We start from the raw sequence: 26,339 nt of genomic DNA, 5'->3' as shown, positions 1-26,339 counted from the left end.
TTAATATTTAGGACTAGGATGACCTACATCTCAGAAAGTAATCTGCAAATCATAATGATAATCACGTTGAAAATCAATAAGAAAAATACCTACCCAGGTTTTTAGCAGCCAGGTATTTTTCGTTTAAAATTTAAATTCCTATTATCCACAGGCGAAATTCATAAGAGAAAATATCACCTAATAGTTAGGATTTATCGTTAACTGAATTACGTATGTCCCAACCTCTTCTCTCCTTTCATTCATTATTTTCTACTTCTCTCTACCAGTTAAGTACAATGGCTTCTGTCTGTGTCGGTCTGATTTCACTCATCCTTATAAACTAATTAAATCTAGTTTATCTAACTTCACCATCGGTTTATCACTTCTTTATACCAGTCAATGGAACCTATCCTAAAGTTTGTCATTCGTCCTTTTCCTTTGTTCTGCAATGATCATAGCTCGCTGCACTTCAAAACACTACATTAATTTTGTCAAATGTAGCTATGACAAAACCAGTTTTTCTTTTAATGCTAATTTATTACAAAACAGGGTATGTTTAACTATGAAAGTAGAGAAAGGAGATGTTTTTATAAAAATGGAAACTCAAACAAATAAAGAATTGTCCGTAAACACGAATCAAAAATCGCCCTTTAAGGTAAAAATTCAGAAGTTCGGAAGTTATTTAAGCGGGATGATTATGCCTAACATTGGTGCCTTCATTGCCTGGGGACTCATTACAGCATTGTTCATCCCTACTGGCTGGCTCCCGAATGAAACGATGGCTGCCTTGGTAGATCCTATGATTAAGTATTTACTACCATTATTAATCGGTTACACAGGCGGAAAAATAATTTATGACACTCGGGGTGGAGTTGTGGGTGCTACAGCTACGATGGGAGTTATCGTCGGGGCGGACATTCCAATGTTCCTTGGGGCCATGATTATGGGACCAGTTGGAGGATTAGCCATCAAGTGGTTTGATTCTCTTATTAAAGGAAAGGTCAAGCAAGGCTTCGAAATGCTAGTCAATAACTTTTCGGCCGGAATTATCGGCGGTATCTTGACTTTAATCGCACTAAGAGCAATAGGTCCCGTTGTTGAAGGGTTAAATAAAGTACTCGGTACCGGGGTTGAACTAATTGTAAATGCCGGTCTACTCCCTCTTGCAAGCGTTTTCGTAGAGCCAGCAAAAATATTATTCCTAAATAACGCTATTAATCATGGGGTGTTGAGCCCTCTAGGAATTGAACAAGCAACAGAAACTGGAAAATCAATTTTATTCTTACTTGAAACTAACCCCGGACCTGGTCTTGGTATTCTGCTGGCATTCTGGCTATTCGGAAAAGGTGCGGCAAAGCAATCAGCACCTGGTGCGGTTATTATCCATTTCCTAGGAGGGATACATGAAATTTATTTCCCATACATCCTTATGAAGCCTGCACTTCTCTTAGCTGCAATCGGTGGAGGAATGAGCGGAGTTGCTACTTTCTCGTTATTGAACGGCGGTCTTGTGGCTCCCCCTTCCCCAGGCAGCATCTTTGCGGTTATTCTAATGACCCCAAAAGGTGGCTACTTAGGAGTTATTGCAGGGGTCATTATCGCTACATTGGTCTCCTTCGTAATTGCCTCTTTAATTATGAAAACGAGTAAAAAAGAAGACGAAGATTTAAGTGCAGCTTCTACCCAAATGGAGAGTATGAAAGGTAAAAAGAGCTCGGTAAGCTCTGTATTGCAACAAACTACAAAAACCGAAGATTTGAAGAATATTAAAAAAATCGTCTTCGCCTGTGATGCTGGTATGGGCTCAAGTGCCATGGGTGCTTCCATCCTTCGAAACAAGGTTAAGAAAGCAGAACTTGATATTGATGTTACTAATTCATCGATCAATCAATTGCCAGCAGACGCCGATGTTGTGATCACTCACAAAGATCTGACTCAACGGGCAAAGGAAAAACAACCCGCTTCTGTTCATATCTCTGTAGAAAATTTCCTAAACAGTCCTGAATATGACAAACTGATCGAACAGCTGAAACACTAAATAAATCGCTATTCAGCAGACGCTAATTAATAATTTCCACCCTATTTTATACACCAAATCTAGTAACCTTACAAATATTAAAAAAGGATGTAGGTGAAATGTACATTTCTGCACGAGAAAGAAAAATACTTGAAATATTATTGAGTACCAACCATGAAACTACATTTCATGAGTTAGCAGAAGATTTGGATGTAAGTATCAGAACCATTCAAAGAGACATTAAAGGTGCAGAAGATATTTTACGGGATACTGGCATTTCCCTTGAGAAGAAACCTGGAAATGGTATAGTGGCCATCGGTCTAGATAATCGAAAAAAACAGCTTCTAGACGCCATTTTAACTGCAACCCATACTGACTATACAACCGAGGAACGGCACACCTTCCTTCTATCCCGGCTACTGCAATCTGCCGAGCCTATTAAACAAAGTGCCTTATCAAATGAATTAAAAGTATCCCTTGCAACAATAGGCAATGATTTGGATAAGATTAGCAATCTATTAAAGAATAGTAACTTAGAACTTGTTAGAAAAAGAGGATCTGGGGTTGAAATCTTTGGCAGTGAAACAGCAAAAAGACAAATGATGAGCAGTATTATTCATCGATATACTGATGAACTTGAACTTCTGCTTTTATTCCATAACAAGACTGATAAAAAAAGCAAATATTTGAATGAAATAGATGGTAGGTTGCTAGGTCTGATTGATAAAGGAATACTCACTTCAGTAGAACGGGTTGTCACTAGGTTTATCCAAAAAAACAATAATCATATATCTGATAGAGCCTATTTGGGTTTAATAGTTCATCTCGCATTGGCAATTGAAAGATTCTCTGAAGGAAAACTCATAATGAATACGCTTCCAAAAATGGAGAGGCTGAAAAAATCAAAGGAATATGAAACGGCCTCAGCTTTAATGGCTGAATTGGAGGAAGCATTCCGGATTCGCTTTCCTGAAGAAGAGAAAAGCTATATAGCTATGCATCTAATTGGAGCGAAAACATTAAAAGAAAAAGAATTACAGCCTGATGAAGATCAATCTCTTTGGCTGGCGACACAAAAGTTGGTTTCATTGACTGGAAGACGCTTGGGGATTGATTTTACTAGAAATAATTCCTTATACAATGGCTTGGTCACCCATTTGAAACCTGCCATATACCGACTGGAGGAACGTATGGGGATTCAAAATCCTTTGCTCTCCTCCATTAAAAAAGAATATGGGGAACTTTTCAATATTTTAATTGAAACCGCTGGCGAGGTATTTCCGCACTTGCAAATACCTGAAGATGAAATTGGATTCCTAGTTATGCATTTTGCTTCAACATTACTGTTGAGCGAAGAACAAAACCCTTTAAGTGCATTAGTTGTTTGTACCAGTGGAATAGGGACATCTAAAGTCTTGACCGCAACTCTTCAGAAAGAGTTCCCTGAAGTGAAATTGGTCAGGAATGTATCTGCTTTTGATATCCCTTCCCTCCGGCTGGATGACTATGATTTAATACTTTCCACTGTCCACCTCAATATAACAAACAGGTCATATCTTCTCGTGAACCCTTTTTTGACTGAGCGTGATATAGGTGAAATTAAGGCGGCCATACAAAAATTGACTGTCAGGAAAACAATCCAGCAGGAATCATATTCAGAATCAGAGGATAAAGGCTTTCTCCAATATGTTCAGTTACTTGCTGGATATACGGATTCAATCGCAAATGTATTGGAGCATTTCTCGGTTACCCAAGTAACTAAAACCAATGATGATAAGGAGCAATTGATACGCTTCATCAGTACATCCTTGGCTAGGCAAAATCTCGTGACAGATGACAAAAAGATTTATGATGATCTTCTTTTACGAGAAAACAAAGGAGGAACAGGCATACCAAAGACAGGACTCGCTCTGCTGCACACAAGAAGTGAAGCAGTTAAATTTCCTCTCTTCAAAATTTTCCGGTTGAAGGATCCGGTGCCAACTGCTGCTATGGATGGCTCATTAATTCAAATGCAATCCGCCTTGGTAATGCTCCTCCCTGCCAAACCGAAAAAAGGCGCGGTAGAGATCATGAGCCATATCAGTTCAATGATTATCGAAGACGATGCATCATATAAATTATTTCAATATTCAAATAAATATCAAATATACACCTTCTTAGCTAATGGATTGAAAGAACATTTAGAGAAAATACAGAAACATTAAGGAGAGATTCAATATTATGAACAAAACAATCTTATCACCTGATCATGTTCAATTGAACGTTCCAACTGGTAGCAAAACCGACATGATTGTTGCAACTGGAAAAGTACTCATTGAAAATGGACACGTAAATCATTCTTATATCCCAAAAATGCTTGAACGCGAGGCAATAACAAGTACCTATATGGGCAATCAAGTCGCCATCCCACACGGAACTGAAGATGCAAAATCTTCTATCCTGTCATCCGGTATCTCGATCTTACAAGTGCCGGAAGGAGTTGATTTCGGTAATGGAAACATTGCGAAAGTATTGATAGGTATTGCCGGGAAAAACGGAGAACATCTCGATTTATTGTCGCAGATTGCCATTGTCCTTTCAGATGAAGAAAATGTGGAAGCCATCATAAATGCCACATCAAAAGAAGAAATCCTTTCCTTGTTCGAGGAGGTAGACCAATGAAAGCACTGCATTTTGGAGCCGGCAATATAGGACGAGGATTTATCGGTGGTCTGCTTTCCGAATCCGGATATGAGGTAACCTTCGTTGATGTTAATGAAGAGATTGTCAATCTGCTGAATACAAAAGAAACCTATAAAATCGTGCTAGCTGATGTTCACCCGAAGGAAACAATGATCAAAGGAATTAAAGCGATAAATAGTCAAAAATCACCAGAGCTAGTTATCGAAGCAATCAAAACGACGAATCTCATCACAACTGCGGTAGGACCTAATGTACTTTCGATTATATCTCGGTTGGTTTCACAAGGTATTTCTGAAAGAATGAAAGAAAATGAACAACCTCTCAATATAATAGCTTGTGAAAATATGATTGGTGCCAGCAGTTTATTAAAGGAAAAAGTTTACGAATATCTCGACGAAGAAGAAAAGAAATTTGCAGCTTCTCTCATTGCTTTTCCTAATTCGGCCGTTGACCGGATAGTTCCAAATCAGACCAATGAAGACAAGCTTTTAGTTTCAGTTGAGCCATATTATGAATGGGTAATCGATAAGTCAGAAATGATTGGTGAAACTACGTCTATTAATGGGGCAACATTTGCTGAATCATTATCTCCATTTATAGAAAGAAAACTATTCACTGTCAATACTGGTCATTGCATAACAGCTTACCTTGGATATTTAGCAGAGTATACTTCCATTAAACAAGCTATTGATGATGAAAAAATTGCCGATGTCGTAAAGGGTTCTCTAATTGAATCGGGAAAAGTGCTTATTAATAAACATGGATTCGATCAAGAAGAACACCTTGCCTATATAGAGAAGATTATCAATCGATTCAAAAATCCATTCATTTCAGATGAGGTTATCCGGGTGGGCCGCTCCCCAATACGGAAACTTGGTCCCGATGACCGACTGATTAGTCCAGCAATACAATATTACGATGCTTTTGGTACACTTCCTATACATCTATTACAAGGCATTGCTGCAGGATACCTTTACAATAATCCAAAAGATGAAGAATCTATGGAAATACAACAAACAATCCAAGAAGCAGGTATCACCCAAGCCCTCTCAAAATACAGCGGGTTGAGTCCGGACCATCCATTGACACTAGAATTGGTATCGTCTTTACGTCTCCCGCTAGAACAAAAATAAAAGTTGATTTGATTGCTAAAAAAATTCTGTCATCACTCCTAAATGAGGTTGAAACATATCTAGCATAAAAAATGATCAAAGCCGGTGGAATTTTACTTTTGTAAGATTCCATCGGCTTTTTTAGTTTAAAGGTGAGTTTTGTCCCTGTCTCTTTTCTTATAATTTGGTTAGTGCCTTGTTTACTATCCCCAAGAATTAAAAAAATTACAAAACTGCTTAAATCCTCCTGTATTTCATACTCTACCATTGAAGCCTTAACCTTAGTCAAACTACTACATATAGTGTTTTCAGGATGATTAATCTTCTAATATCTCTCGCAAAAACTTTTGTCTATTTTGTAAAAAGTAATTCGTTATTTGATAGTGATCTGTCATTTCATAATCTATCTCTTTAATTGTATCGTTATCAAAACTTAGAATTGTGGCGTTGGGATATCCTAAAAGAATTGGAGAATGTGTAGCGATTATAAATTGACTGTCCCCTGCTGTGACTAAATTATGTATGATTTTTAAAAATGAAAGTTGCCGCTGAGGTGATAAGGCAGCTTCTGGTTCATCTAATAAATAGATGGCTCTGCCTTTAAATCGGTTTAAAAAGAGGGACAGAAAAGACTCGCCATGAGATTGTTGATGCAAGGAACGTCCGCCATAGGCATTATAAGCTTTTACTTCATCAATATGAGAAGCGAAATTATAAAATGATTCTGCTCTAAGAAAAAAACATCTGTGACTTTAGGAAGCCACGAAAGCCTTATATATTCGCCAAGTGCGGATTCTGAAACATGAACATTATAAGTATTATTCCGCCCTCCACCTGCTGTATTAAACTGACATTTATCAGCAATTGCTTCTAGAAGTGTAGATTTTCCTGAACCGTTTTCTCCAACAAAAAATGTAACATTGGTTTTCAAATTCAATTGGTGAAGATTCTTTATTGAAGGAATAGAGAAAGGGTACTCATTATAAGAAGGTATGTTTTCATGCTCAAGTTGAATTCTCTTTAAGAACAACACTATCACCTACGATTTCCTTTTTTACTTTTTTCGAATAAAACGTCCCTTTAACTGAATGAAAAAGACAATAAACCATGCATAGCATTCGACAATCAAATCGGATCGCTTTTTTAACAATTATATACAAAATATCATTATTTTTCACAATTTAATCCCACAAAAATAGTATAAAACCGCGTAGTTGGAAAAATTGATTATAGACGACACGTACGGCTTATTTTCCTTGAAATTACTTAGTAACTTCTATAACACTTGATAATAAGTTCAATCCTAACAGCAACTATAAAAAACGCCATTTTGAATATTGATATTCAAAATGGCGTTCAAATTAATATGTGAGTTTGACATTTCTTAGTTGATATTCAGAAATAATGACATGAGTTTATCTTCTCGAAATCTTTAATAAAGGCGGAACTACCGCCATCGTTACCATCCCGGCAAGGAGTGCTTCGGCAAGTCCATTTGTAAAAAACACAGTTAAAACAGCTTTATAAATGGCACTTGTACTGCCAGCGTTAATAGCCTCTGCATAGGCATCCTGAAATAGAAAGGTAATAGAACCCATAACCAAGAATGTATGCATAAAAGTGGACACTAAAGCTGTAATAAATAAAGCAGGTTTTTGAAGCGAATTTTTCTTTGTTATAGCATTACGAAATGCTTTAAAAATGAAGTAAGGTATAAATCCAATCATTACTCTGGGAACAATAGCAATAAATAACGCCCAAAAACTTCCTTGATCTGTTCCTAAGACGGGAATTGCTGGTGAAAAAGCAAATGATAATAGTGTCGGAGTGATTGTATTTACAGCAATACTAGTAAATCCAAATACTAATCCCAATAACGCACCTATCTTTGGTCCTAAAATAATAGAGGCAATAATAATTGGAATATGAATTAAGGTTGCTTTAATTACACCTAAATGAATAAACCCAAATGGTGTAAACGCAAATAATAAAATAATAGACAAAAAAATTGCGGTTAACGTAAAGTCTTTTATTTTCAACTTTCTAACTCCTTCAGTAATCAAATTTCTTTAAATTATCTTTTGGTTAGTAAATTAAATTATAAGGATAAATTATTTCGAATGTAAAGATATTTCGCTTTGAGGATTCAAAATTTAGCGATTAATGTAGATCTTAAATTGTAAAATAACCCTTACAGATACCGAATTACGTAATTGTACTCATGGGATCTTCATTGATCGCTATACATCCTAAAGATTAAGAAAATATCCATTGGAAAACTAATCCGCTCTATTATTGCTGAATTCGGCTGTATTCTGATCAGAATCGGCTCTATTATGACTAAAATTGGCTCTATTATTCTGGATATCGGCTCTATTAATAGCTATTTAACCTCATATCTATTCTTTTCTCCTAATCCAGGAATCTATATATGTGTGTTAAATCTATTTCCAGCAAGGAATTCGTTATAATCTATCCATAAAAAGCAAAAACAGGTGGGAAAGAACGATATGTTCTCTTCCCACCTGTTTTACTTAGCTTAATTATTTAACAATTTCAAAAAACGTATCATAGCTGTTAACGTAATAATCCGCACCTGGCGTATTATTCTGAAATAAGCAGGTTTTGATTCCAATACTTTTGGCAGGTAAAATATCTAATTCCCTATCCCCAACCGCGAGATCAATACGGTACTTATCGTGCAGGTACTGATAGCTTGCCGGATGAGGTTTTTTTGGATATCCGTCATCAATGGCTACTATTTCTGTGAAATATTGATCCATTCCGTTTGCTTTTAAAATACTCTCGGCACCTTCACGGTATTTATGCGTCATGATTACATTTAAATCCGCTGCCTCCAGCACATTCTTCACTCCCGGAAACGGCTTGAAATCCAAGGGCTTTAACTGCCTTTCAAGTATATGAATATGTTTAATTTGTTCTTCGGTTAGCTTAAGTTCGTTGAACGCGTGGCCAAATGACACCTTTAGCAAGGAAAAGATTTCTTCCTCTGAGAGAGATGTCTCCACTGCACTTTTGACCATTCTCGCATAACCGGGATAGGTATCAAATAAAGTGCCGTCAAAGTCCCAAAGTATATTCATATCCATTCCCCTTATTGTTTCGTTATCTTCGTCCAGCCATCATCTTGTGTAATTCTGCGGTCCTTCATTAGTCGGCCGAGAGCACGTTTAAAAGCTGCTTTACTCATACCAAAGCGTTTTTGGATAGACTCCGGATCCGATTTATCCCAATAAGGCATACTGCCTCCGCGGCTTTCAAGATAAGTATAGATTGCTTCCGCATCTTCATCAAGGCGTTCATGCGTACGTGGCAGTAACGAGCCATTTGTACTGCCATCAGGCTTAACTTCAATAATTCTGCCCTTGACCAACTCACCCAGTCTTGGTTCATTCGCACGTTCACTTTCATGAATGAAACAACGGTACCCTTCAGTTGTTAAAATAAAGGTGCCTACTTTTAATAAACGGTAAGCTCTTCCCTCAAAATCTTTATTTTTTATTGATTCAGGAGCATGCTCGCTTAATTCCTGTACAACTGTTTCAGTAGCAAGACGTCCAAACATTCTGCCTCTATTATCGACTTTTAATGTAACATAAAGCTGGTCGCCGACTTCTGGCCATAAGCTTTTCAATTTTGGTAAGTCGTCACTGGAGATCAATAAATCCTTTTGAAGTCCGATATCAAGGAAAACCCCATGGCTTGGATGAACATCCACGACCGGAACCCAATCATATTCACCTTCAGTAATGGTTGGCAATTTCATGGAGGCTGTCAATCGACCTTCTTTATCATTAAATAAGAAAACCTCTATTTCTTGCCCTATTTCAAGATCACCAACAATTTCATGTGTGTGAAGCAAAACATCTTCTTCACCATTAGAAAGAAAGTATCCGAATGAAACCTCTCTTTCCACTGTTAATGTTGCTTTAATACCTGGTTGTAAATAACTCATTAACTCTTCACCGCTTCCTTTATACGATCCTTAAGTATATCATTATTTTACCCGTTTATCAGTAAATAAGGACTAGTTGGATCATGTTTTTGTCTATTTGTCTGCACCAGCTTCGGACTTCTTACCGCATAGCAATATACGCAGCCAAATGGGCATGTATCATATGAACCCATCTCTTCTGCCTCCATGCACCCACATTCAGTCCGCTGGTATTTATCCTTTTTACCGGATAATTGCAGGTTAAATACTTCTTCAATAAAGTTTTTATCAATACACGCGCCATGTTTGATTCCGTGTGTATCCAAGTCAATAATCTCCGAACAAGTCTCTGGTACCATTCCATATTGCTTGCAAACTGAACCAATGGTACGGGTCAATGCATTTAAAGCTGACCGATTGTTAGGGTCAAGCCAGTCATCGAATTGATAGCCCTCGACCTTTTCCAGATTAGCAAGTCTACCTTTTGTCTTCGTATAAAAATCTTGAAAACTAATCACTACACGCGTAGTAAACCCGGATAATTGTTTTGCTATATGAGTAAATCGCTCGATATGATACTCCACATTCGTTTTATTGCTTAACACAATGGGATCGTATCGCCAGATTACTTTCTCCTGCCCGATTAAATCAGATATATACTGGAACTCTTTCATTCTGTTAGATAAACTTGGCATCCCTGGCTCAATCTCTTTTGGATAGTCATTTAGAGTATATTGAAACATTAAACGGTAGCCCATCTCCACTAATTCAGGAATATAAGGATTCATCGGTTTTGGATTTTTTGTCCAAAAACAAATTGCATCCACATCTACCGGCAAAAGTGAAACCTTCTTTGTTTGATGACGATTAAAAGGATTCACCTTCATATAATAGCCTTCTCTGATTCGATTCATAAACCACTCAGAGTAAAACGCAGGTATATCTGTTCTCCTGCTGGCACTAATAATCATCATTCTCACCCTTTCAGGCCTTTACTTTATACTGTTATATCCCTTTTTGCAAAGAAAAACCAAGCAACACCATAAAAGAAAATGAAATGCATGATAAGGATGATGATCGAAAAGCCTGGTGACATTCCAGACAGGATAGGTGTATTACCGAATAAGTATTGGTCCCACTGTGTATTGGCAAAGAGCAAAATCTTGCCAAGGGACAGCTCCAGCAACTCTGCAATTTCCGTTACAAACTTCCCGCCAAGTAACGCAGCTATTCCAAACCCAATTGCAAAGGCACTATTTTTAAATACGACAGATACTGCATATGTAAAGGTTGAAATCAGCATCAATTCCAAAAATGTAATTCCATACGTTAACAATAACTTTTGAAACATAAGCCCATAGCCCGCTCCAAAACCGTAAACGATTCCTCCAATAAGCCAGGAAAAGATAAATGTAGTGGTTAATAAATATATACCATACAATTGAATCGTAAGCCATTTGGCAAATAAGACCATTGACCTTGTTCTCGGACGGATCAATAACAGTTTAATTGTTCCTGTTTGAAATTCATTAGCCAGTATACTCCCCGCCAAACCAATCGCTAGAAATATCGTGATGATTAGGAAGTTGGATAGCACAGACATAAAGTCAATCACATTTCCGTCTGTTCCTTTAATCAGTTTTGTAAAAAAGAATGGTAATAAACAAATCAACAAAGGCATCACCAGAAAGGAGTATTTGACCATTTTGTTATTTGTCATTTTATAGTGTTCGTTATAAAGTAATGACCTCATGATATTCCGACCTCCCTCGTTGAAATCGTCTGTAAAAAGGTATCTTCCAACTGATTTTGGTCATAAGCAAGCTGATATACTTTCACTTTATTCAGAACCAGCAATTCATTAAGCAGCGGGATATCCTTTTTTTCAGCTGATAAGCGAATAAGGTTTCCCTTATATGAAATAACCTCATAATTTGCATCTAATACAGACAAAGCATGTTGGACATCATCCACTTCAATAATAAGTACATGATTTTCCATTTTTACATTTGTAATCTCCAATAATTCACCCGCTTTTATGATGCCAATTCGATCACAAAGCATTTCTACCTCAGATAAAAGATGAGTGGAAATGAGAATCGATATATTCTCTTCTTTGGCCAAATAAAGAAGATGATTACGTAAATCACGCATACCTTCTGGGTCCAATCCGTTTGTCGGCTCATCCAAAATCAAAATCTTCGGGTTGTGCAAAATGGCCTGGGCGACTCCTAATCTTTGTTTCATTCCTAACGAATATGTATGTACCTTGTCATCAATTTTTTCTGTCAGATTTACTAATTCAACAACTTCTTCTATTCTATCAGATGAGATATTCGAATATAAATTAGCGTATAATTCTAAATTTTGCCACCCCGTTAAATAATCGTAGAAGGCTGGATTTTCAATAATAGCTCCTACATGTTGGATAGCGTCAACAAAAGACGTTCCTACCTCGTGATTCATGATTCTAATCTGACCGGCATTTTTCTTCATAAGTCCGCAAATCACTCGAATCAAGGTCGTTTTTCCAGCCCCATTAGGTCCGATTAAGCCGAAAATTTCGCCTTCTTCTATTTCAAAACTGATATTTTTAAGAATATCAGAACCAGCTATTTGTTTGCTGATTGATTTGACTTCTAAAACTGTATTTCTCATTCTCCCTGCCTTACCTCCCTAATCCAATCTACTTATCTATTTTACACTACTTACAACCGCTTACCTATATACCGTAAACGTGTTTTCCAAAACAAATAGAAAAAGGGACAATTTTCTCCAACAAAGGTTAGAGAATAAATGCCCGCTTCTGTTTCCCCATTAATATCAATCGGTGAAGAGCTCTGGTCATTACGACATACAATAGTTTAATATCGATCTCATGGTTATCCGAGTATACTTCATTATATGTGACAGCAAATACAGCATCAAACTCCAATCCCTTCGCTAAGTACGACGGTACAATTACTATTTTATCCTTTGGAATAGATGTTGTTTCTTCAAGTAAATAGAGGTCAAGCTCAGTATGCTGTTGAAGAATGGAATTTACAATCGCTGCATCTTCCTCAGTTTTTGTAATAATCGCGAAAGTATTGAATTTCTCTTCCTTTAACTGCCTTACTTGACTAGAAATCTGCTCAGACCATTCCTCATCTGATGTGATTTCTAAAAATACAGGTGGTTTGCCATGTCGAATGATTGGTTCAACCTCCGGAAATGAAGTGGAGAGCCGTTTTAATAATTGATTGGCTTCATTCATAATCTCGACGGTTGTTCGGTAACTCTTTTTCAGCTCTCTATAAATGGCTCTTGGAAAAATGGATTGTCTTACTTCCTGCCAGTCGGTTATTCCCCGGTAAGAATAGATGCCCTGCGCCAAATCACCGACAAGGGTAAACATATCTGTTTCCAAAGCTGTTTTAAGCCCTTGAAGCTGCATAAAGCTATAATCCTGCGCCTCATCAATCACTACATTCTTTGCCTTTTTCTCCGGCTTAACTCCATAAATTTTTGCATATAAATACAGAATAGGGCCTAAGTCCTCAAGCTCATACTTTTTCTTAGAAAAGATATTCTGACTGCTTTCGCAAAGTTCTAACGCCTCTTTTTTACTGAGTTTATGATCTGAGTATTGAACCAGTCTGTCCGGGTTGCTGTATAATTCTTTATAAAGTGTCCATATATCTCTCTTATCAAAATAGCTCATATAATCCTGGACGGCTTTTTTGATTTCCATTTTCAGATCATTGACCCTCGCCTCTTTTTTATCCAAAGCCAGCGAAATGTATTGCCTCCGCTTTTTCTCATCACCCTTCCAGTTTAAGGCCCTGTCAATTCTGACCTCATAATGCTGAGCTACTTTTTTCAGCATTTTATCTTTATTCAAACGTACTTGATTTTGAAGGACTTTTTTTAGTTTCTCGATTCGTTTATAAAGCGGCAAATAGGTATACTCATTGTATAAAAGATGATTAAACTGTTTTGCTGTATACAATTTAAACTTATCAACCCGAAAGTCTTCATGCACCATTAATCCGGTTTTTATTTCTTCTACATAATGGTCAAGCACCCCTTGAAATAGAGAGGAACCTTTGATGCTTGAGATGTGAACGAATTGTTGATCCTTGAGGATATCACGTAGCTTAGTATCCTCTGTCAATTTAATTTTCTTCCCCAGCACCTCTTCTACATATCCCTGGAAGGTCATTTGCCTTACTTTCTCAACACCGAGTTCTGGGAGAGCCTCTGATATATAATCAAGGAATAAAAAGCTTGGTGCTAAAATTAATAATTGTTCAGGCTGGAATACATCCTTATAGTGATACAAAAAATATGAAATACGGTGCAAAGCAATCGTTGTCTTCCCACTTCCTGCAGCTCCCTGCACAATAATAGGTTTATTTAAATCCGCTCGTATGATTTGATTCTGCTCCTCCTGAATCGTTGCAACAATCTCTGTTAATCGATTGGCAGAACTGCCGGCAAGAGACTCCTGCAATAATTCATCCACCGTCGTGACATCGATATCCCGTATGTCGAGCAGCTCTCCATCTTCAATGATGAATTGCCTTTTCAGACTAATCGTACCGTCATAAGTTTCACCTTCTGACGTGTAACTCACTTCTCCCAACCGGCCTTCATAGTATAAATTAGCAATAGGTGAACGCCAATCAATAATCAATTGCTCCTGATTGTCACGCTGGAATAAGGATGTCTTTCCAAAATAAAGCTTCTCCATTCCGCCAGCCTCACGAGAAGTGAAATCAACCCGCGCAAAATACGGTTTAGGTATCGCCTTAATTAGACTTTCCAGTTCGGACCTTGAGAGCTGATAGAAGCTTGCACTAGTTAAAAGCTGCGAATACCCCGCACTCTCTACCCAGTCTTCATCTTTAAAGATGTCCTTCATCTTTTCCATAAATTGTTCTTTGTTTGTTTCAGCTGTATCAATGACAACCTGCATGTATTTTTTTATAAATTCGAGCCGTAGTTTCTCCTCGTCAATCTCCTGATTTACACCACTTATCACTCTTTCACCAATCCTTTCTTTATATATTTTTAAGAATTCCTGTTTGAAAGACTAAACAAATCACCATACTGCTTATTGGAGGTGGAAACATGTACAGAAATCAAATTGCTTTGGTCTTTTCTGATTTTGGGTTAGATCATCTTTATTTAAAATTCGAAGTGCCGCTTGAAGTTCATGGAATATTGAATGATCCGGAGACATGTGAAATAATGGAACAATTTTTGTCCGTGTATGACTTTAATTCACAGGAACCTCTCTTATTTGATGAATTTTTCACTCATTTTAAGATATTTAAACGAATAATTAAATTCACTAGGGATTTACCGATCCATTATATTGATTTATATAAACCGAGCAGTGAAATCTCTTACTAAATTGATTTTGGGATCTTCCAAGTAACGTTATATTCATACTCCCGATACGACAAAATAACCAGACAATCGTTTCATGATTGCCTGGTATTCTTCTTAACGGTTATTCACAATAAGTATGGCCCAAATAAACAGGTCATAACTAATAAATTATAGCCTATGTAGTAAAATAATCCAGCAAATAAACCTGTATCTTCCTTCATCACCCAGCGATAGATCATATACGTAACAATACTGATGATTAAAGGCCAAATAATCAAGCTGCCATCGAAGTTTAAATATGATGGAGCCGCAAAGAATGACCTTTCTGATAAGACCTCATTCAGCATGTAGATCATAGTACCAATATAGAGCAGAATTCCCACCGGCTCTACCCAACTGCGTTCATTCCTTTCGAAAATATCACTCTTGATAAACGACAGGATTCCGTAAAAGACCAATGGCGGAACAACCCATACCAGTCCGAGCACTAGCATAAAAAAGCCGCTGAATATGCCAGAAATAGAATAATATAGAGCGGAGGTATAATCTTCTTTGGTTATTTTTTGTGAAGTTTCGATATATCGATCATCATCCGTTGTGCCGTTCAACATATATTCCTTCCCATCAAACGTTTGCCAAGTTATATAATTCTGATCAAGCCATTGAGGTCTGGCTGGAGTGTCTTCCGTATTACTTCTCCTCTCAGCTACCCAGGCTCCTTTTTGCTGCGTAGCATAGTAAACATTATATCCAGAACGCTTTGCAACTCGATCTCCCTCAGCAACAAATAAGATTACCGGCTTATTATCCTGGAAGGAAATTTGCAAATAGCGAGGATTCTCTAACTCACTCCCATTCTTCTCATCATAAAAAGTATACTTCTCATTTTTTTCTACTTTTGAAGTAGCTAAATCAAAGCTCAATTCCAACGCTTGATAGGCTCTTTGTCCCTGTGCCATCATATATTTTTCGATAATAGCCGTAGCTTTTTTGTCTCCGGCATCATAGATGATATTCTCAATTGTTTCCCCACCAGTTGCTGAATGCTCGAGCAGCTTTTTAAATTTTCCATTATATAATGAATAAAAATGAACCTCGGAATCAGATATTTGAAGTCCTACTAAAAAGGACTTTCCATTTTTAGCCTGCAGTGCTGTGTAAATAGGTTGATCAAATGTATGTAAAAGCTTTGTTTGACCTGTACCTGCATTATATTCTTTTAGTTCATTCTGATTCCAAAAGAGAACTCCAGCTTGGATAGGTGTAAAAGAGCTAATGTCTTGGTCGATAGCCTGATTCGTTCCCTCTTGGTTGATGGTTAACTTATCATCGTCCATATAAATCAGCTGACCATCGGACGCCCAAATTGGTTCTGCCGGTGCCACTTCGGCTTGGATGGATTCTTCTTTTAACAGGTTAAAATTTTGATCGAATACTTTGTGAGAAACGTCTGTCTCATCCGGCATAAAAATGTGTAACTCATCATCTTTTTGATAACTGTAATACTCCATTGGATATTTTGATGATGCTTTCAAATTGCTTGATCTTCCCCACCCATCATCAGGCAGAGTTGTTTCCAGTCTTACATTATACACATAATAAAGCAGCAACATGATAAAACCTGTAATAATTGGTATAATTATGGCCTTCTTACTCAAATGAATCCCCCTTAATCTCTAGATCTTTATACTCATTTAAATAATATCACTATATTAGTTTGATTTGATAGAATTTTCTATAAATTACAATTGTTTAAATTTTAATTTATAGAAATCTTGTTAAATCTCCGTAAAATATGTTAACCTATTACTTAAATTAGTTTACTTATTTTCGATTGAGGTGACTGTCTATGGCTCATGATAAAACGAAAAAGCTAGTTCTCACAGCAATGTGTGCATCCATCATCTGTCTGTTAGCCCAAATCACCATTCCTTTGCCTCTGATTCCTATTACAGGACAAACATTAGCCGTTGGGATTGTGGCAACCATCTTGGGATCCAAACATAGCACGATTACAGTATTAGTCTATTTAACACTCGGTCTTATAGGCTTACCTGTATTCTCTCAATTCACTGGCGGATTGGGCATTTTATTTGGACCAACGGGCGGTTACTTAATCGGATTCATTCCAACAGCTTTTCTGATTGGGCTATGGTTAGAAAAAACATCCTATACATACAGTCAAGCTTTTCTCGCAAACCTAATCGGTATGTGTATCACCTTAGCCATTGGATGCATTTGGTTAAAAGGATTTGCGGCGCTATCCTGGCAGGAAGCATTAGTAACAGGTATTTATCCATTTTTACCAGTCGGCATTATTAAAGCTATCCTTGCCGCATGGTTCGGCATCACTATAAGGCAGCGCTTGAACTCTGCTAAACTATTACCAGCTCAAGCTAAAAGATACTCCACCTAATTCATAGGGAGGAGTATCTTTTGGTATATTGGGAGGGTGTTATTCACTATAAGACGGTTAAAGTATGTTTTTATCAGCTTCTCTATTACTGACTATATTTCTACTTGTTAACTTAAAAATAACTAGATACTCCATAAAGAATATGAACAAAACTATATAATTGTGCTGTAAAACCAATAAAGGGCACCCTATTTGAGTGCCCGCTATAATCATCCATATTATTTAATTTTGTAGTAACCAACGTTCTATTCATTTCTTCATGCAATTACCTAACAAAAATATTATTCTTTTACCTAAACAATTCACGTTCTTAGTGAATCTTTTAGAAAAGCTTCTATATACTCCACGTTCGTTATCTTTTTATTACATTCGCTGCTATCGACACATATAAGATTACCTATAGACTTGTAATAATCTGGGTTGTTCATTTTTTTCGCTTTTGTTACAGTGGAAAAATAGGCAACCTCCCCAATATTATTACAAAAGGAACAAATATTTTTCGTGCTGGTCGGTGCAAGCTGACATACGATACCGACCATTTTCTCCTCCATTTCATAAATTATAAATTTTTTATTGGATCTTAGGTCGTTCCAGCTTAAATAGGTCAACTCGTTGTGGTCTATATTTGATAAATCAGGCAGCTTTAATTTTTTCTGTTTCGGGAATAATTTTTTTAACTGGCTCTCTGTAATTTGTGGAAAAGTAAGCACACAGTCCTCAAGACGCTGTACGTACGCTTCATACTCTCTATCTGTTTTCAGCATAGATAAATCAAGCATTTCCGTTATTCCTGTTCTTTTATCTGGAAATAGGTCCAGAATTTTTACATTTGCTAAGGAAACGACAGCGTCCAAAATATTTTGAGGTATATTCTTTTTCTTACTATCCTTTATTAAGGCAATCTGTTCTTTTATAAAATTTAATTGTTCATTTTTAATAAATTTTTCATTCATCACATAAATCTCCAATCTGGACGATTTTCTTTATTCCCTTATATTAAACTATAAAGCCATTTTATAATATGAATAAAATGACTTAAAATAGATGGCTTGTTCATTTCATCTTTTAAAAAATGTCACGTTATCACCATTTCCTCTATCTTCCTTTCGTTTTTTCTGAAATACAAATTATATTTAAAGTCACACAATGGATTATCCAACAACCAATTTATGTAAAGAATTAAATAAAACTTTGTAGAATTATATATATAGCAATAATTTATATGAAATTAGGTGAAGAGATTTTGAAAAGCAGCATATGGGATAAAGATGTAGATTACAAACCACTACCGGTCACTGATTCAATTATTGAAATGGCCGAAAAAAAGCTGGGTGTTAAACTTCCAGAATCCTACATAAAATTATTAAAAGATCAAAACGGCGGGAGTATCATCTACAATGCTCATCCCGCTCCCAAGCATGAAGTATTTGACGATTTATTCATAGAAGTAGAATACCTCGATGGAATTGGCAAAAATGGAGGAATACTAGATAGTGAAGAATTAATAGAAGAATGGGAAATGCCTAAAGGCCTTGTTTTGTTTAATGGTGATGGTCATTACTGGCTGGCCTTTGATTATCGGCATACTTCTTCAAATCCGCCAATTGTGTACGTAGATAATAATGATGAGATTTCACAAGTAATAACAATCGCTAGAAACTTTGACGATTTTCTAGAAAACTTATATGTAGTGGAAATAGAATTACCAGATGACGAAGACTATTCTATTGTGACATATAGTAAGGAAGACTTTGAATCGTTAATCGAACATGATGATGCTGAAACACTTTCTGAAATTATCCAATTTGATACTATTGATGAGGAAGCAGATTTAGATTGGTATGGCGAAAAGTTATTACAATTGAGCGAACATCCTGATGATGATTTAAGGATCTCTATAGCTAATAAAATTTGGAATGATTATACTTACCAATTTAGTGAAGATACCTTAAAGAAATTCATTGAACTATTTAAAAATGATACAGATTCTGATGTGAGAAGCTATGCTGATATGATTACAGAAAAAATTAATTACTCTATAGAAGATTTAAAGATGGAAATGGTAAGAGAAAATACTGATTATGGTTACAATGTCGTATCCAGCTTTATGTATAAAGACAATAGCTACCATGTTATACAGAAAGATAATAAATGGATATTGGAAAGTCTCACTGGTGCAGATCAGTCATTCGATTCAATAGAACAATTCTTTAAAGAGGCAACATTGGGGGGAATCCCTCTTACCGATGCTTGGGTAGAAGTTAAGATAATATAAGCTTTTTTAAGAAAAGAAAAAATTACAGTGTACTAATTAGAGCACTCTAACCTATAAAAAGATCCTGACCTCTAAAGTTGATCAGGATCTGATTATTTTGGATTATTTCCCTTCACTTATCTAGACGATAAAACATATCCAGAGATCCTCCTTTATCTAATCTTCATCAATTCTTATTTATCTACCATTTTGTAATTTTCAAAGTGCCAATCTCAATAACAACCATCATTTCCTTTTGGCATTCATTGGTAAACTAACCGTCCACCCTATTAAAGTTGGATGCATTGTTCATTAAATGATTCTTAAATACCAGGTGTAACATTATATATTTTTCTACAATAAACTCTCGTTTCACTCTCTATGCTTATCTCATTTATTAAGTATGGGTCAATTCAGTCCTTCTACTGATTGATATTTAATAAATATTTCCAAATATTATTGTATAATCTGTTCTAAATACTGTAAAATTTAATTGTCTGAATATTTAACGGTTTCTATTTAGGGGTTTTGTTATTTTGCGCGGATACTACTCAAAGGGGGATTTTTTAATGGGTTGGGATTACGAATATGATGTAGTAGTAGTCGGTTCTGGAGCAACAGGTTTTTCTGCCGCCATTACTGCAAAAAAAGAGGGATTAAGTACACTGCTAATTGAAAAGGAAAAGCATTTTGGAGGAGCTTCTGCTTTATCAGGCGGCGGTGTATGGGTTCCGAATAACAGATATTTAGTTGAGGCTGGTGTAGCCGATAGTTTTGAAGAGGCTAAATTATATTTAGATTCCACTGTAGGTGATTTAGTAAGTGATACAATTAAAGAAACCTATTTGAAAAAAGGGATCGAAATGCTGGATTATATGCATAATTTAAGCCCACATATGAGATTCTCCTATGCAAATAATTACTCTGACTATTACCCGACACATCCGGGTGGAAAAGGGATCGGCCGGTCGATCGAGCCCAAAGTAATTGATTTAAATAAATTAGAAGATTGGAAGAGCAAGCTTCTCCCTCCTGCTATGGATACAAAAGGTTTCGTTATGACAGGACAGGATTTCGTTAAAGTGAATATGATCACCAGGTCCTGGGCAGGAAAAAGAGCTTCTTTAACACTTGGATGGCGATTAATTAAGCATAAATTATTCAAAAAAGATTATGCCGCATTAGGTAGAGCTTTAATAGCTCGATTGGCTCTAACTTACAAAGATTTAAACGGTGAAATTTGGCTTGATTCACCATTTGTTGATTTTATTTACGAAAACGATAAAGTAACAGGCCTAATCGTAAACAAAAACGGTAAACAAGTAACAATCAAAATCAATAAAGGCTTAATTTTTGGATCAGGTGGATTTTCTCGGGATCAAGAAAAGAGAGATAAATATCTTCCAAGTCCACAAGATGTGAGTTGGACAAGCTCACCAAAAGGTCAAACTGGTGATATTATTGAGCCTTTCGCAAAATTGAATGCGAAGTTTGGTTTAATGGACAGAGTTTGGGGTGCACCTACTGTCATTAATCATTTGGGTATGCCATTTTTCTTAGTAGCGGATAGAGGCTTGCCGAATATGATTATCGTTGACCAAGACGGAAATCGTTATATCAATGAACCGACTCCATATCATGAATTCGTTGATAAAATGTATGAGCATAATGAAAAAACAGACGGGAAAGCCATCACTTCCTGGATTATTTTAGATGCAAGGGCTAAGAAAAGATATATCTTTACCGGCCTCTTCCCTGGGCAAGATTTCCCTCAAGCATACTATGACAATGATATTGTTTTGAAAGGGAACACAGTCGAGGAATTAGAAAATAAATTAAATATTCCAAAAGGAAATTTAGTTAAAACAATGAACAGATTCAATGAATTTGCTCGAAATGGTAAGGATTTAGATTTCCATAGAGGTGAAACGCCACATGATCGATATTACGGCGATCCTTCTTTGCCAAATCCAAATTTACTTGAAATCAATGAGGCCCCCTACTATGCAATGAAAGTCTACCCAGGGGATATCGGCACTAAAGGCGGGGTAGTTACAGACGAATTAGCAAGGGTTGTCAAAGAAGACGGCACTGTATTTGATAATGTATACGCTTGTGGTAACTGCTCATCATCCATTATGGGTCATTCTTATCCTGGACCAGGAGCAACATTGGGACCAGGTATGACCTTTGGTTACGTAGCTTCCATGCACTGTAAGCATAAAAAATAAAGGACACTTCAACATCATGGACAAAAGCATTTGAATAACATATGAACTGCCCCGTAAAAGTTAGACACTAATCTAATTTTTACGGGGGGTTTTTTTATGGCAAAATTAACTGTTGAACAAAGGATCCAAGCAGTTCAACGTTATGTAAATGGATATGAAACCATGAATGCAATTGCGAAAGATATTGGTGTTACAACACGGGTTATCGGTGACTGGGTTCGCCTTTATCAAGCGAACGGTATAGAGGCATTCTTAAAACCCTATACAAACTATTCTGCTGAGTATAAAATGAGTGTACTAAATTATATGATCGAAACAGGTACATCTTCAATTGACACAGCTGCGATATTTAACATTTCATCTCCAGGCATGATTCGAAATTGGAAGAAGAAGTTTGAAATTGGCGGTTATGAAGCCCTTGTTTCTAAGAAAAAGGGGCAATCATCCATGAAAAAGAACACGAAAAAAACAATGAAGCCTGTACCGGCTGAAGGATCTGTAGAAGAACTTGAAGCACGTATAAAGCAACTGGAAATGGAGAATGCATATTTAAAAAAGTTAAACACTTTAGTTCAAATGCAAGAAAAATTACCAACCAAATCAAAGCGCAAGTAATTTATGAACTAAAGGAAATCTATGAAGTGGTGGAATTAATCAAAGTCGCTGATATTCCACGCAGCACTTATTATTATTGGGAAAAGTGTCAATACTAATTCAGATGCTTTTGTCTTTTTTCTTACGATTTGTTCGTGCGATTTGTTCGTGGGAAGATTTCAAGTCCCATAATTCTCAAGTTTCCCTTTAATTACTTCTAGATGATTCAGATTTCCCCAAAAGACACGTTGGAAATAATAACCTTCCTCTCCCCACCTAGGATTTAATCCTTTTTACGGTATGGAATGTATGAGATAGACTTTTTAATACCTGAAACAGAAGTAATAATTTAAATAATGATTAAGATGCTTTCGCCAGATGTTTTTCTTTATAAGACAACCCTTTCCCTAATAGATAAGCACCAATCATTTGCATAACCGTTTTCACGATAATCTGACCAATAATTGCCGCTGGTACAGCTGACCAAGGAATATACCCAGCTCCTAATGGGCTTAGTCCGACAATGACGAACACAACTGAATCTAATAAACCTCCAACCATTCCACTATAAAAGACACGCCAAGCCATCGGCAGTTTTAAACGTGTATAAATTTCTGTATCTGTTGTTTCTGCGATTAAGAATGATAGCGCAGAAGCTGCGACGATAATTAGGGTATCTCCTAATAAATACGATGCAGTAGCTGATAATACTAAGGCTAAGAAAATAAAACCATATGTCCTCTTACGACCAAGTTTATTTTGGACCAAATCACGGAAGATAAATGTTGCACCAATTAAGAACGAGCCCATTGGAATAATGAATATCCAAAATTCAAATGGCGCAAAGCGGGCTGTCAGTACATTTGCCGTTACAATTGATACTAAATAAAATAGAATGCGTATCATTTTGATCCTCCTATATGCTGTTTGGTATGTAAATATGTGTGCATTCCTTGTAGACGCAGCTTACAAGCGGGACACTCACCACAGCCGTCCGCTTTAATACCGTGATAACACGTTAAGGTCTTTTCTTTTACAAAATCAAATGCACCAAATTCATCTGCTAAGGACCATGTCTCTGCTTTGTTCAACCACATTAAAGGTGTATGTATAACAAATGCTTCTTCCATTGATAAATTTATTGTGACGTTTAACGATTTTATAAAAATATCGCGACAATCTGGATATCCACTAAAATCTGTCTCGCAAACACCTGTAATAATATGCTTTGCACCGATTTGTTTCGCTAATACACCTGCAAAAGATAAAAATAATAAATTGCGGCCCGGTACAAATGTTGATGGCAACCCACCTTCCGCACCATCCTTCACCTCAATATCAGCGCGTGTTAATGCATTTGGAGCAAGTTGATTTAGTAATGACATATCTAAAATGTGATGATGGACGTTTAATTCATTAGCGATTTGCTTTGCACATTCAATTTCTAATGCATGTCGTTGTCCATAATTAAATGTCACAACCTCAACCTCTTTAAATTTTTTTAATGCCAAAAACAAGCAGGTCGTACTATCCTGTCCGCCACTAAACACGACTAATGCTTTTTCTTGCTTCATTGATCATTCTCCATTCAAATGAAAAACAGCACTAAGATAGATGCGCTGTTCTTCTTAGTTTTTTATAGAGGGTTGCTAACAACCTCTCCCTTGGCTATAAGGATTTTATTGATATTTTCATAACCTGCAGTTAGCGATTATCAATTTTTTCTGGATATAAATCGTGATTCATTAAACGATAATTTGCTATTTCTTCAAACTTCGTACCTGGACGGCCATAGTTACACCAAGGGTCAATTGAAATACCCCCACGTGGAGTAAATTTACCCCACACCTCGATATAACGTGGATCTAGCAGTTTAATTAAGTCATTCATAATGATATTGACACAGTCTTCGTGGAAATCTCCATGGTTACGGAAACTAAATAAATATAATTTTAGTGACTTACTTTCTACAATTTTTTTATCCGGAATATACGAAATATACATGGTCGCGAAATCCGGTTGCTGCGTAATTGGACAGAGACTTGTAAACTCAGGGCAATTAAACTTAACAAAATAATCCCGGTCTGAATGTAAATTATCTACAGACTCTAATACTTCAGGTGCATAATTAAATGCATACTTCACATTTTGATTTCCTAATAACGTTAAATCCTCTAATCCTTCTGTTTGATGCCGACCAGACATAAATAACCCTCCTTGAATTAGATATCTAATCATTCCAAGGAGGGGCATGCTCTTTTTCTATAAAAATAACTACTTAGAAAGTCAAAAAAGCCACGTCCAATATATGGACATGGCGAGAATGACATGTATCCATAGTTTTTTATAGAGGGTATCCGCTATGAACCTCTCCTGAAATTCTTCAGATATTATTTTAATTATCTCTTATCATACCACACCCATTAATGGATATAAAAGGAAAAATAAAAAAGATAACTGATTGTAATATACTCAATAAAAAATCTCATACTAGTCTCCGCTATAAAGTTATTTACAATCCTTCTCCATAAAATGCTCATCTGACTAGTCCTACTGATTGATGGGATTAATCCGTTTTTTAATTTACGCTGCCATCTATTCTGTTTAAAAACAATGTCCTACTTAAACAACACCACAGAGGGATGGACCATTTATTTTATTCCGCTTGTTGAATCGTTCCTTTTAATACTTTAGGAAGATTAATATTACCATCCAAATATTTTCTTAAGGAAAACATTTTTGGTTCACTATTCTCCCCTACACCAACGATAAGACTTAATTCCTTTGGCAAATAAACAACTGTATGCAATGTTCCAAAGTACTCTTTATAGTAGTTAAAAAATAAAGGAGAATTGCCGTCATTAAAATGACGATACGCTGTTAAAGGAGAAAGTTCCTCTGTTAATAGACTGCTTACATACTCTTTACGTTTTATGGATCCTTGTATCTCTTTCTCATTTTTGTCTTGCAATGTTTTCGATTGAAAATGATTTGTACATATTAACGGAGGGCCGTAATTAAAAATCTGTTTCTGAGGAGAGGCTTCTACTATTACACCTTTTCCGCTCGGATCAGTAATAGAATAATTGTAGCAATATCCATGGGGAAGTATTGAAATAAGGTCGATTGCTTCTTCTATACTAGCACACTGATCCAATAGTATTCTTACAATTGTTGTCGCAAGAAAACCTTCTGATTTATGTTCACTGTTTACAAAATGTAATCCAACAACAAGCCCTTTTTCATTCATCCCATCAAGTCTGCCAATTACCTGCTGACTAAATCCAACACTGGCATAGCCATCAGCTGGTTTAGAGAAAACAAGTCTTGCATCATAAAGCTCAGGGCTAAAATCATAGTTTCGCACATAATAGTCATCCTTTATGAATGCCGTGCAACCCATTGCTGGAAAATTTACATCATAGCCACTATACAGCCTAATGATGGTGTCTAACTCCATATCCAGTCCTTCCGCCAAACCTCTAAGTTCCTCTAAAAGATTCGGTGACATGTCCTTTAGTATTTCTTTTGCTATCTTCGTATTTGAAGTAGTGCTCAAATCCTCAAGTAAACGCAGTTGATTTGAAAGCAGTGTCGACTTAATTTCTTCACTTTGCTTTAGCCCATATTCAAAAGGGCTTCCCTTTAACTCTACTAGTCTGATTATCAACTCTTCCATTCGTAATTCTCCCCTTCTTTGCTTGTCTCGATTGTAGT

General features: G+C 36.4%; 22 protein-coding genes, 1 pseudogene and 2 riboswitches. Of the genes and pseudogenes, 9 read left to right on the top strand and 14 right to left on the bottom strand.

Annotated elements, in window-relative coordinates; translation table 11 throughout:
• Positions 1-574: 574 nt before the first annotated feature.
• From AC4D4B_RS01605 to AC4D4B_RS01590, 4 genes are all read left to right on the top strand, one after another.
• On the top strand, positions 575-2,017 hold the full coding sequence (locus tag AC4D4B_RS01605) for a PTS mannitol transporter subunit IIBC (protein WP_490999055.1): 1,443 nt from the start codon (positions 575-577) through the stop codon (positions 2,015-2,017).
• Between the two features lie 98 nt (positions 2,018-2,115).
• Entirely contained in the window at positions 2,116-4,203 is a 2,088-nt protein-coding gene (locus AC4D4B_RS01600) for a BglG family transcription antiterminator (RefSeq protein WP_490998996.1), read from the top strand.
• Positions 4,204-4,219: 16 nt separating this feature from the next.
• The gene (locus AC4D4B_RS01595; RefSeq protein WP_490998995.1) at positions 4,220-4,660 is read left to right on the top strand and encodes a PTS mannitol transporter subunit IIA; all 441 of its coding nucleotides are present in this window, start codon (positions 4,220-4,222) and stop codon (positions 4,658-4,660) included.
• The gene (locus AC4D4B_RS01590) at positions 4,657-5,814 is read left to right on the top strand and encodes a mannitol-1-phosphate 5-dehydrogenase (RefSeq protein WP_490998994.1); all 1,158 of its coding nucleotides are present in this window, start codon (positions 4,657-4,659) and stop codon (positions 5,812-5,814) included. Before AC4D4B_RS01595 ends, AC4D4B_RS01590 begins: the two co-directional genes overlap by 4 nt.
• A 296-nt stretch (positions 5,815-6,110) precedes the next feature.
• Here the strand turns inward: AC4D4B_RS01590 and AC4D4B_RS01585 are convergent.
• The 8 genes and pseudogenes from AC4D4B_RS01585 to helD form a co-directional block, all read right to left on the bottom strand.
• Positions 6,111-6,823 (bottom strand): annotated as a pseudogene (locus AC4D4B_RS01585) (AAA family ATPase).
• A gap of 385 nt (positions 6,824-7,208) precedes the next feature.
• Complete coding sequence (locus tag AC4D4B_RS01580; RefSeq protein ID WP_490998993.1) at positions 7,209-7,832, bottom strand: ECF transporter S component; 624 nt, start codon at positions 7,830-7,832, stop codon at positions 7,209-7,211.
• 504 nt (positions 7,833-8,336) lie between these two features.
• On the bottom strand, positions 8,337-8,897 hold the full coding sequence (locus AC4D4B_RS01575) for an HAD-IA family hydrolase (RefSeq protein ID WP_490998992.1): 561 nt from the start codon (positions 8,895-8,897) through the stop codon (positions 8,337-8,339).
• Positions 8,898-8,908: 11 nt separating this feature from the next.
• The gene (locus AC4D4B_RS01570) at positions 8,909-9,769 is read right to left on the bottom strand and encodes a CvfB family protein (protein ID WP_490994291.1); all 861 of its coding nucleotides are present in this window, start codon (positions 9,767-9,769) and stop codon (positions 8,909-8,911) included.
• 47 nt (positions 9,770-9,816) lie between these two features.
• Entirely contained in the window at positions 9,817-10,719 is a 903-nt protein-coding gene (locus AC4D4B_RS01565; protein ID WP_490998991.1) for a DUF1848 domain-containing protein, read from the bottom strand.
• Positions 10,720-10,745: 26 nt separating this feature from the next.
• The gene (locus AC4D4B_RS01560; RefSeq protein ID WP_490998990.1) at positions 10,746-11,501 is read right to left on the bottom strand and encodes an ABC transporter permease; all 756 of its coding nucleotides are present in this window, start codon (positions 11,499-11,501) and stop codon (positions 10,746-10,748) included.
• Positions 11,498-12,406: an ABC transporter ATP-binding protein gene (locus tag AC4D4B_RS01555; RefSeq protein WP_490998989.1), complete on the bottom strand. Its 909-nt coding sequence runs from the start codon at positions 12,404-12,406 to the stop codon at positions 11,498-11,500. Before AC4D4B_RS01555 ends, AC4D4B_RS01560 begins: the two co-directional genes overlap by 4 nt.
• Positions 12,407-12,533: 127 nt before the next feature.
• Positions 12,534-14,774 carry an RNA polymerase recycling motor HelD gene (helD, locus tag AC4D4B_RS01550; protein ID WP_490998988.1) on the bottom strand — a complete coding sequence of 747 codons (2,241 nt, stop codon included), beginning with the start codon at positions 14,772-14,774 and terminating at the stop codon, positions 12,534-12,536.
• 89 nt (positions 14,775-14,863) lie between these two features.
• Between helD and AC4D4B_RS01545 the strand changes: the two genes are divergently transcribed.
• Positions 14,864-15,148 carry a hypothetical protein gene (locus AC4D4B_RS01545; protein ID WP_490994286.1) on the top strand — a complete coding sequence of 95 codons (285 nt, stop codon included), beginning with the start codon at positions 14,864-14,866 and terminating at the stop codon, positions 15,146-15,148.
• 104 nt (positions 15,149-15,252) lie between these two features.
• On the opposite strand, the gene AC4D4B_RS01540 is transcribed toward AC4D4B_RS01545, so the two are convergent.
• On the bottom strand, positions 15,253-16,785 hold the full coding sequence (locus AC4D4B_RS01540) for a hypothetical protein (RefSeq protein WP_490998987.1): 1,533 nt from the start codon (positions 16,783-16,785) through the stop codon (positions 15,253-15,255).
• Between the two features lie 191 nt (positions 16,786-16,976).
• Between AC4D4B_RS01540 and AC4D4B_RS01535 the strand changes: the two genes are divergently transcribed.
• Positions 16,977-17,543 (top strand): biotin transporter BioY, encoded by a 567-nt coding sequence (locus AC4D4B_RS01535; protein WP_490998986.1) that lies wholly within the window; start codon positions 16,977-16,979, stop codon positions 17,541-17,543.
• Positions 17,544-17,845: 302 nt separating this feature from the next.
• Here the strand turns inward: AC4D4B_RS01535 and AC4D4B_RS01530 are convergent, their stop codons facing one another.
• Complete coding sequence (locus AC4D4B_RS01530; protein WP_490998985.1) at positions 17,846-18,496, bottom strand: FusB/FusC family EF-G-binding protein; 651 nt, start codon at positions 18,494-18,496, stop codon at positions 17,846-17,848.
• A 269-nt stretch (positions 18,497-18,765) separates the two neighbouring features.
• On the opposite strand from AC4D4B_RS01530, the gene AC4D4B_RS01525 reads away from it, so the two are divergent.
• The 3 genes from AC4D4B_RS01525 (at position 18,766) to AC4D4B_RS01515 (ending at position 22,643) form a co-directional block, all read left to right on the top strand.
• Positions 18,766-19,818, top strand: a complete 1,053-nt coding sequence (locus AC4D4B_RS01525; protein WP_490998984.1) for an SMI1/KNR4 family protein — start codon at positions 18,766-18,768, stop codon at positions 19,816-19,818.
• 548 nt (positions 19,819-20,366) lie between these two features.
• Complete coding sequence (locus AC4D4B_RS01520; protein WP_490998983.1) at positions 20,367-22,028, top strand: FAD-dependent oxidoreductase; 1,662 nt, start codon at positions 20,367-20,369, stop codon at positions 22,026-22,028.
• Between the two features lie 96 nt (positions 22,029-22,124).
• Positions 22,125-22,643 (top strand): transposase, encoded by a 519-nt coding sequence (locus tag AC4D4B_RS01515; protein WP_490998982.1) that lies wholly within the window; start codon positions 22,125-22,127, stop codon positions 22,641-22,643.
• 339 nt (positions 22,644-22,982) lie between these two features.
• Here the strand turns inward: AC4D4B_RS01515 and AC4D4B_RS01510 are convergent, their stop codons facing one another.
• The 4 genes from AC4D4B_RS01510 to AC4D4B_RS01495 form a co-directional block, all read right to left on the bottom strand.
• Positions 22,983-23,525 (bottom strand): VUT family protein, encoded by a 543-nt coding sequence (locus AC4D4B_RS01510; RefSeq protein WP_490999054.1) that lies wholly within the window; start codon positions 23,523-23,525, stop codon positions 22,983-22,985.
• Positions 23,525-24,196, bottom strand: coding sequence for a 7-cyano-7-deazaguanine synthase QueC (queC, locus tag AC4D4B_RS01505; RefSeq protein ID WP_490998981.1), 672 nt, complete (start codon positions 24,194-24,196; stop codon positions 23,525-23,527). Before queC ends, AC4D4B_RS01510 begins: the two co-directional genes overlap by 1 nt.
• Positions 24,197-24,244: 48 nt before the next feature.
• Positions 24,245-24,288, bottom strand: a riboswitch (PreQ1 riboswitch).
• 38 nt (positions 24,289-24,326) lie between these two features.
• Positions 24,327-24,827, bottom strand: coding sequence for a preQ(1) synthase (gene queF, locus AC4D4B_RS01500; RefSeq protein ID WP_490994277.1), 501 nt, complete (start codon positions 24,825-24,827; stop codon positions 24,327-24,329).
• A gap of 125 nt (positions 24,828-24,952) precedes the next feature.
• A riboswitch (PreQ1 riboswitch) is annotated at positions 24,953-24,999 on the bottom strand.
• A gap of 279 nt (positions 25,000-25,278) precedes the next feature.
• Positions 25,279-26,301, bottom strand: coding sequence for a C45 family autoproteolytic acyltransferase/hydrolase (locus tag AC4D4B_RS01495; protein WP_490998980.1), 1,023 nt, complete (start codon positions 26,299-26,301; stop codon positions 25,279-25,281).
• Positions 26,302-26,339 lie beyond the last annotated feature (38 nt).

It is taken from the genome of Pradoshia sp. Z6_59, from assembly GCF_058267515.1.
Note: the sequence above shows the minus strand (reverse complement) of the source record. Positions and strands in the feature narration are given on the sequence as shown.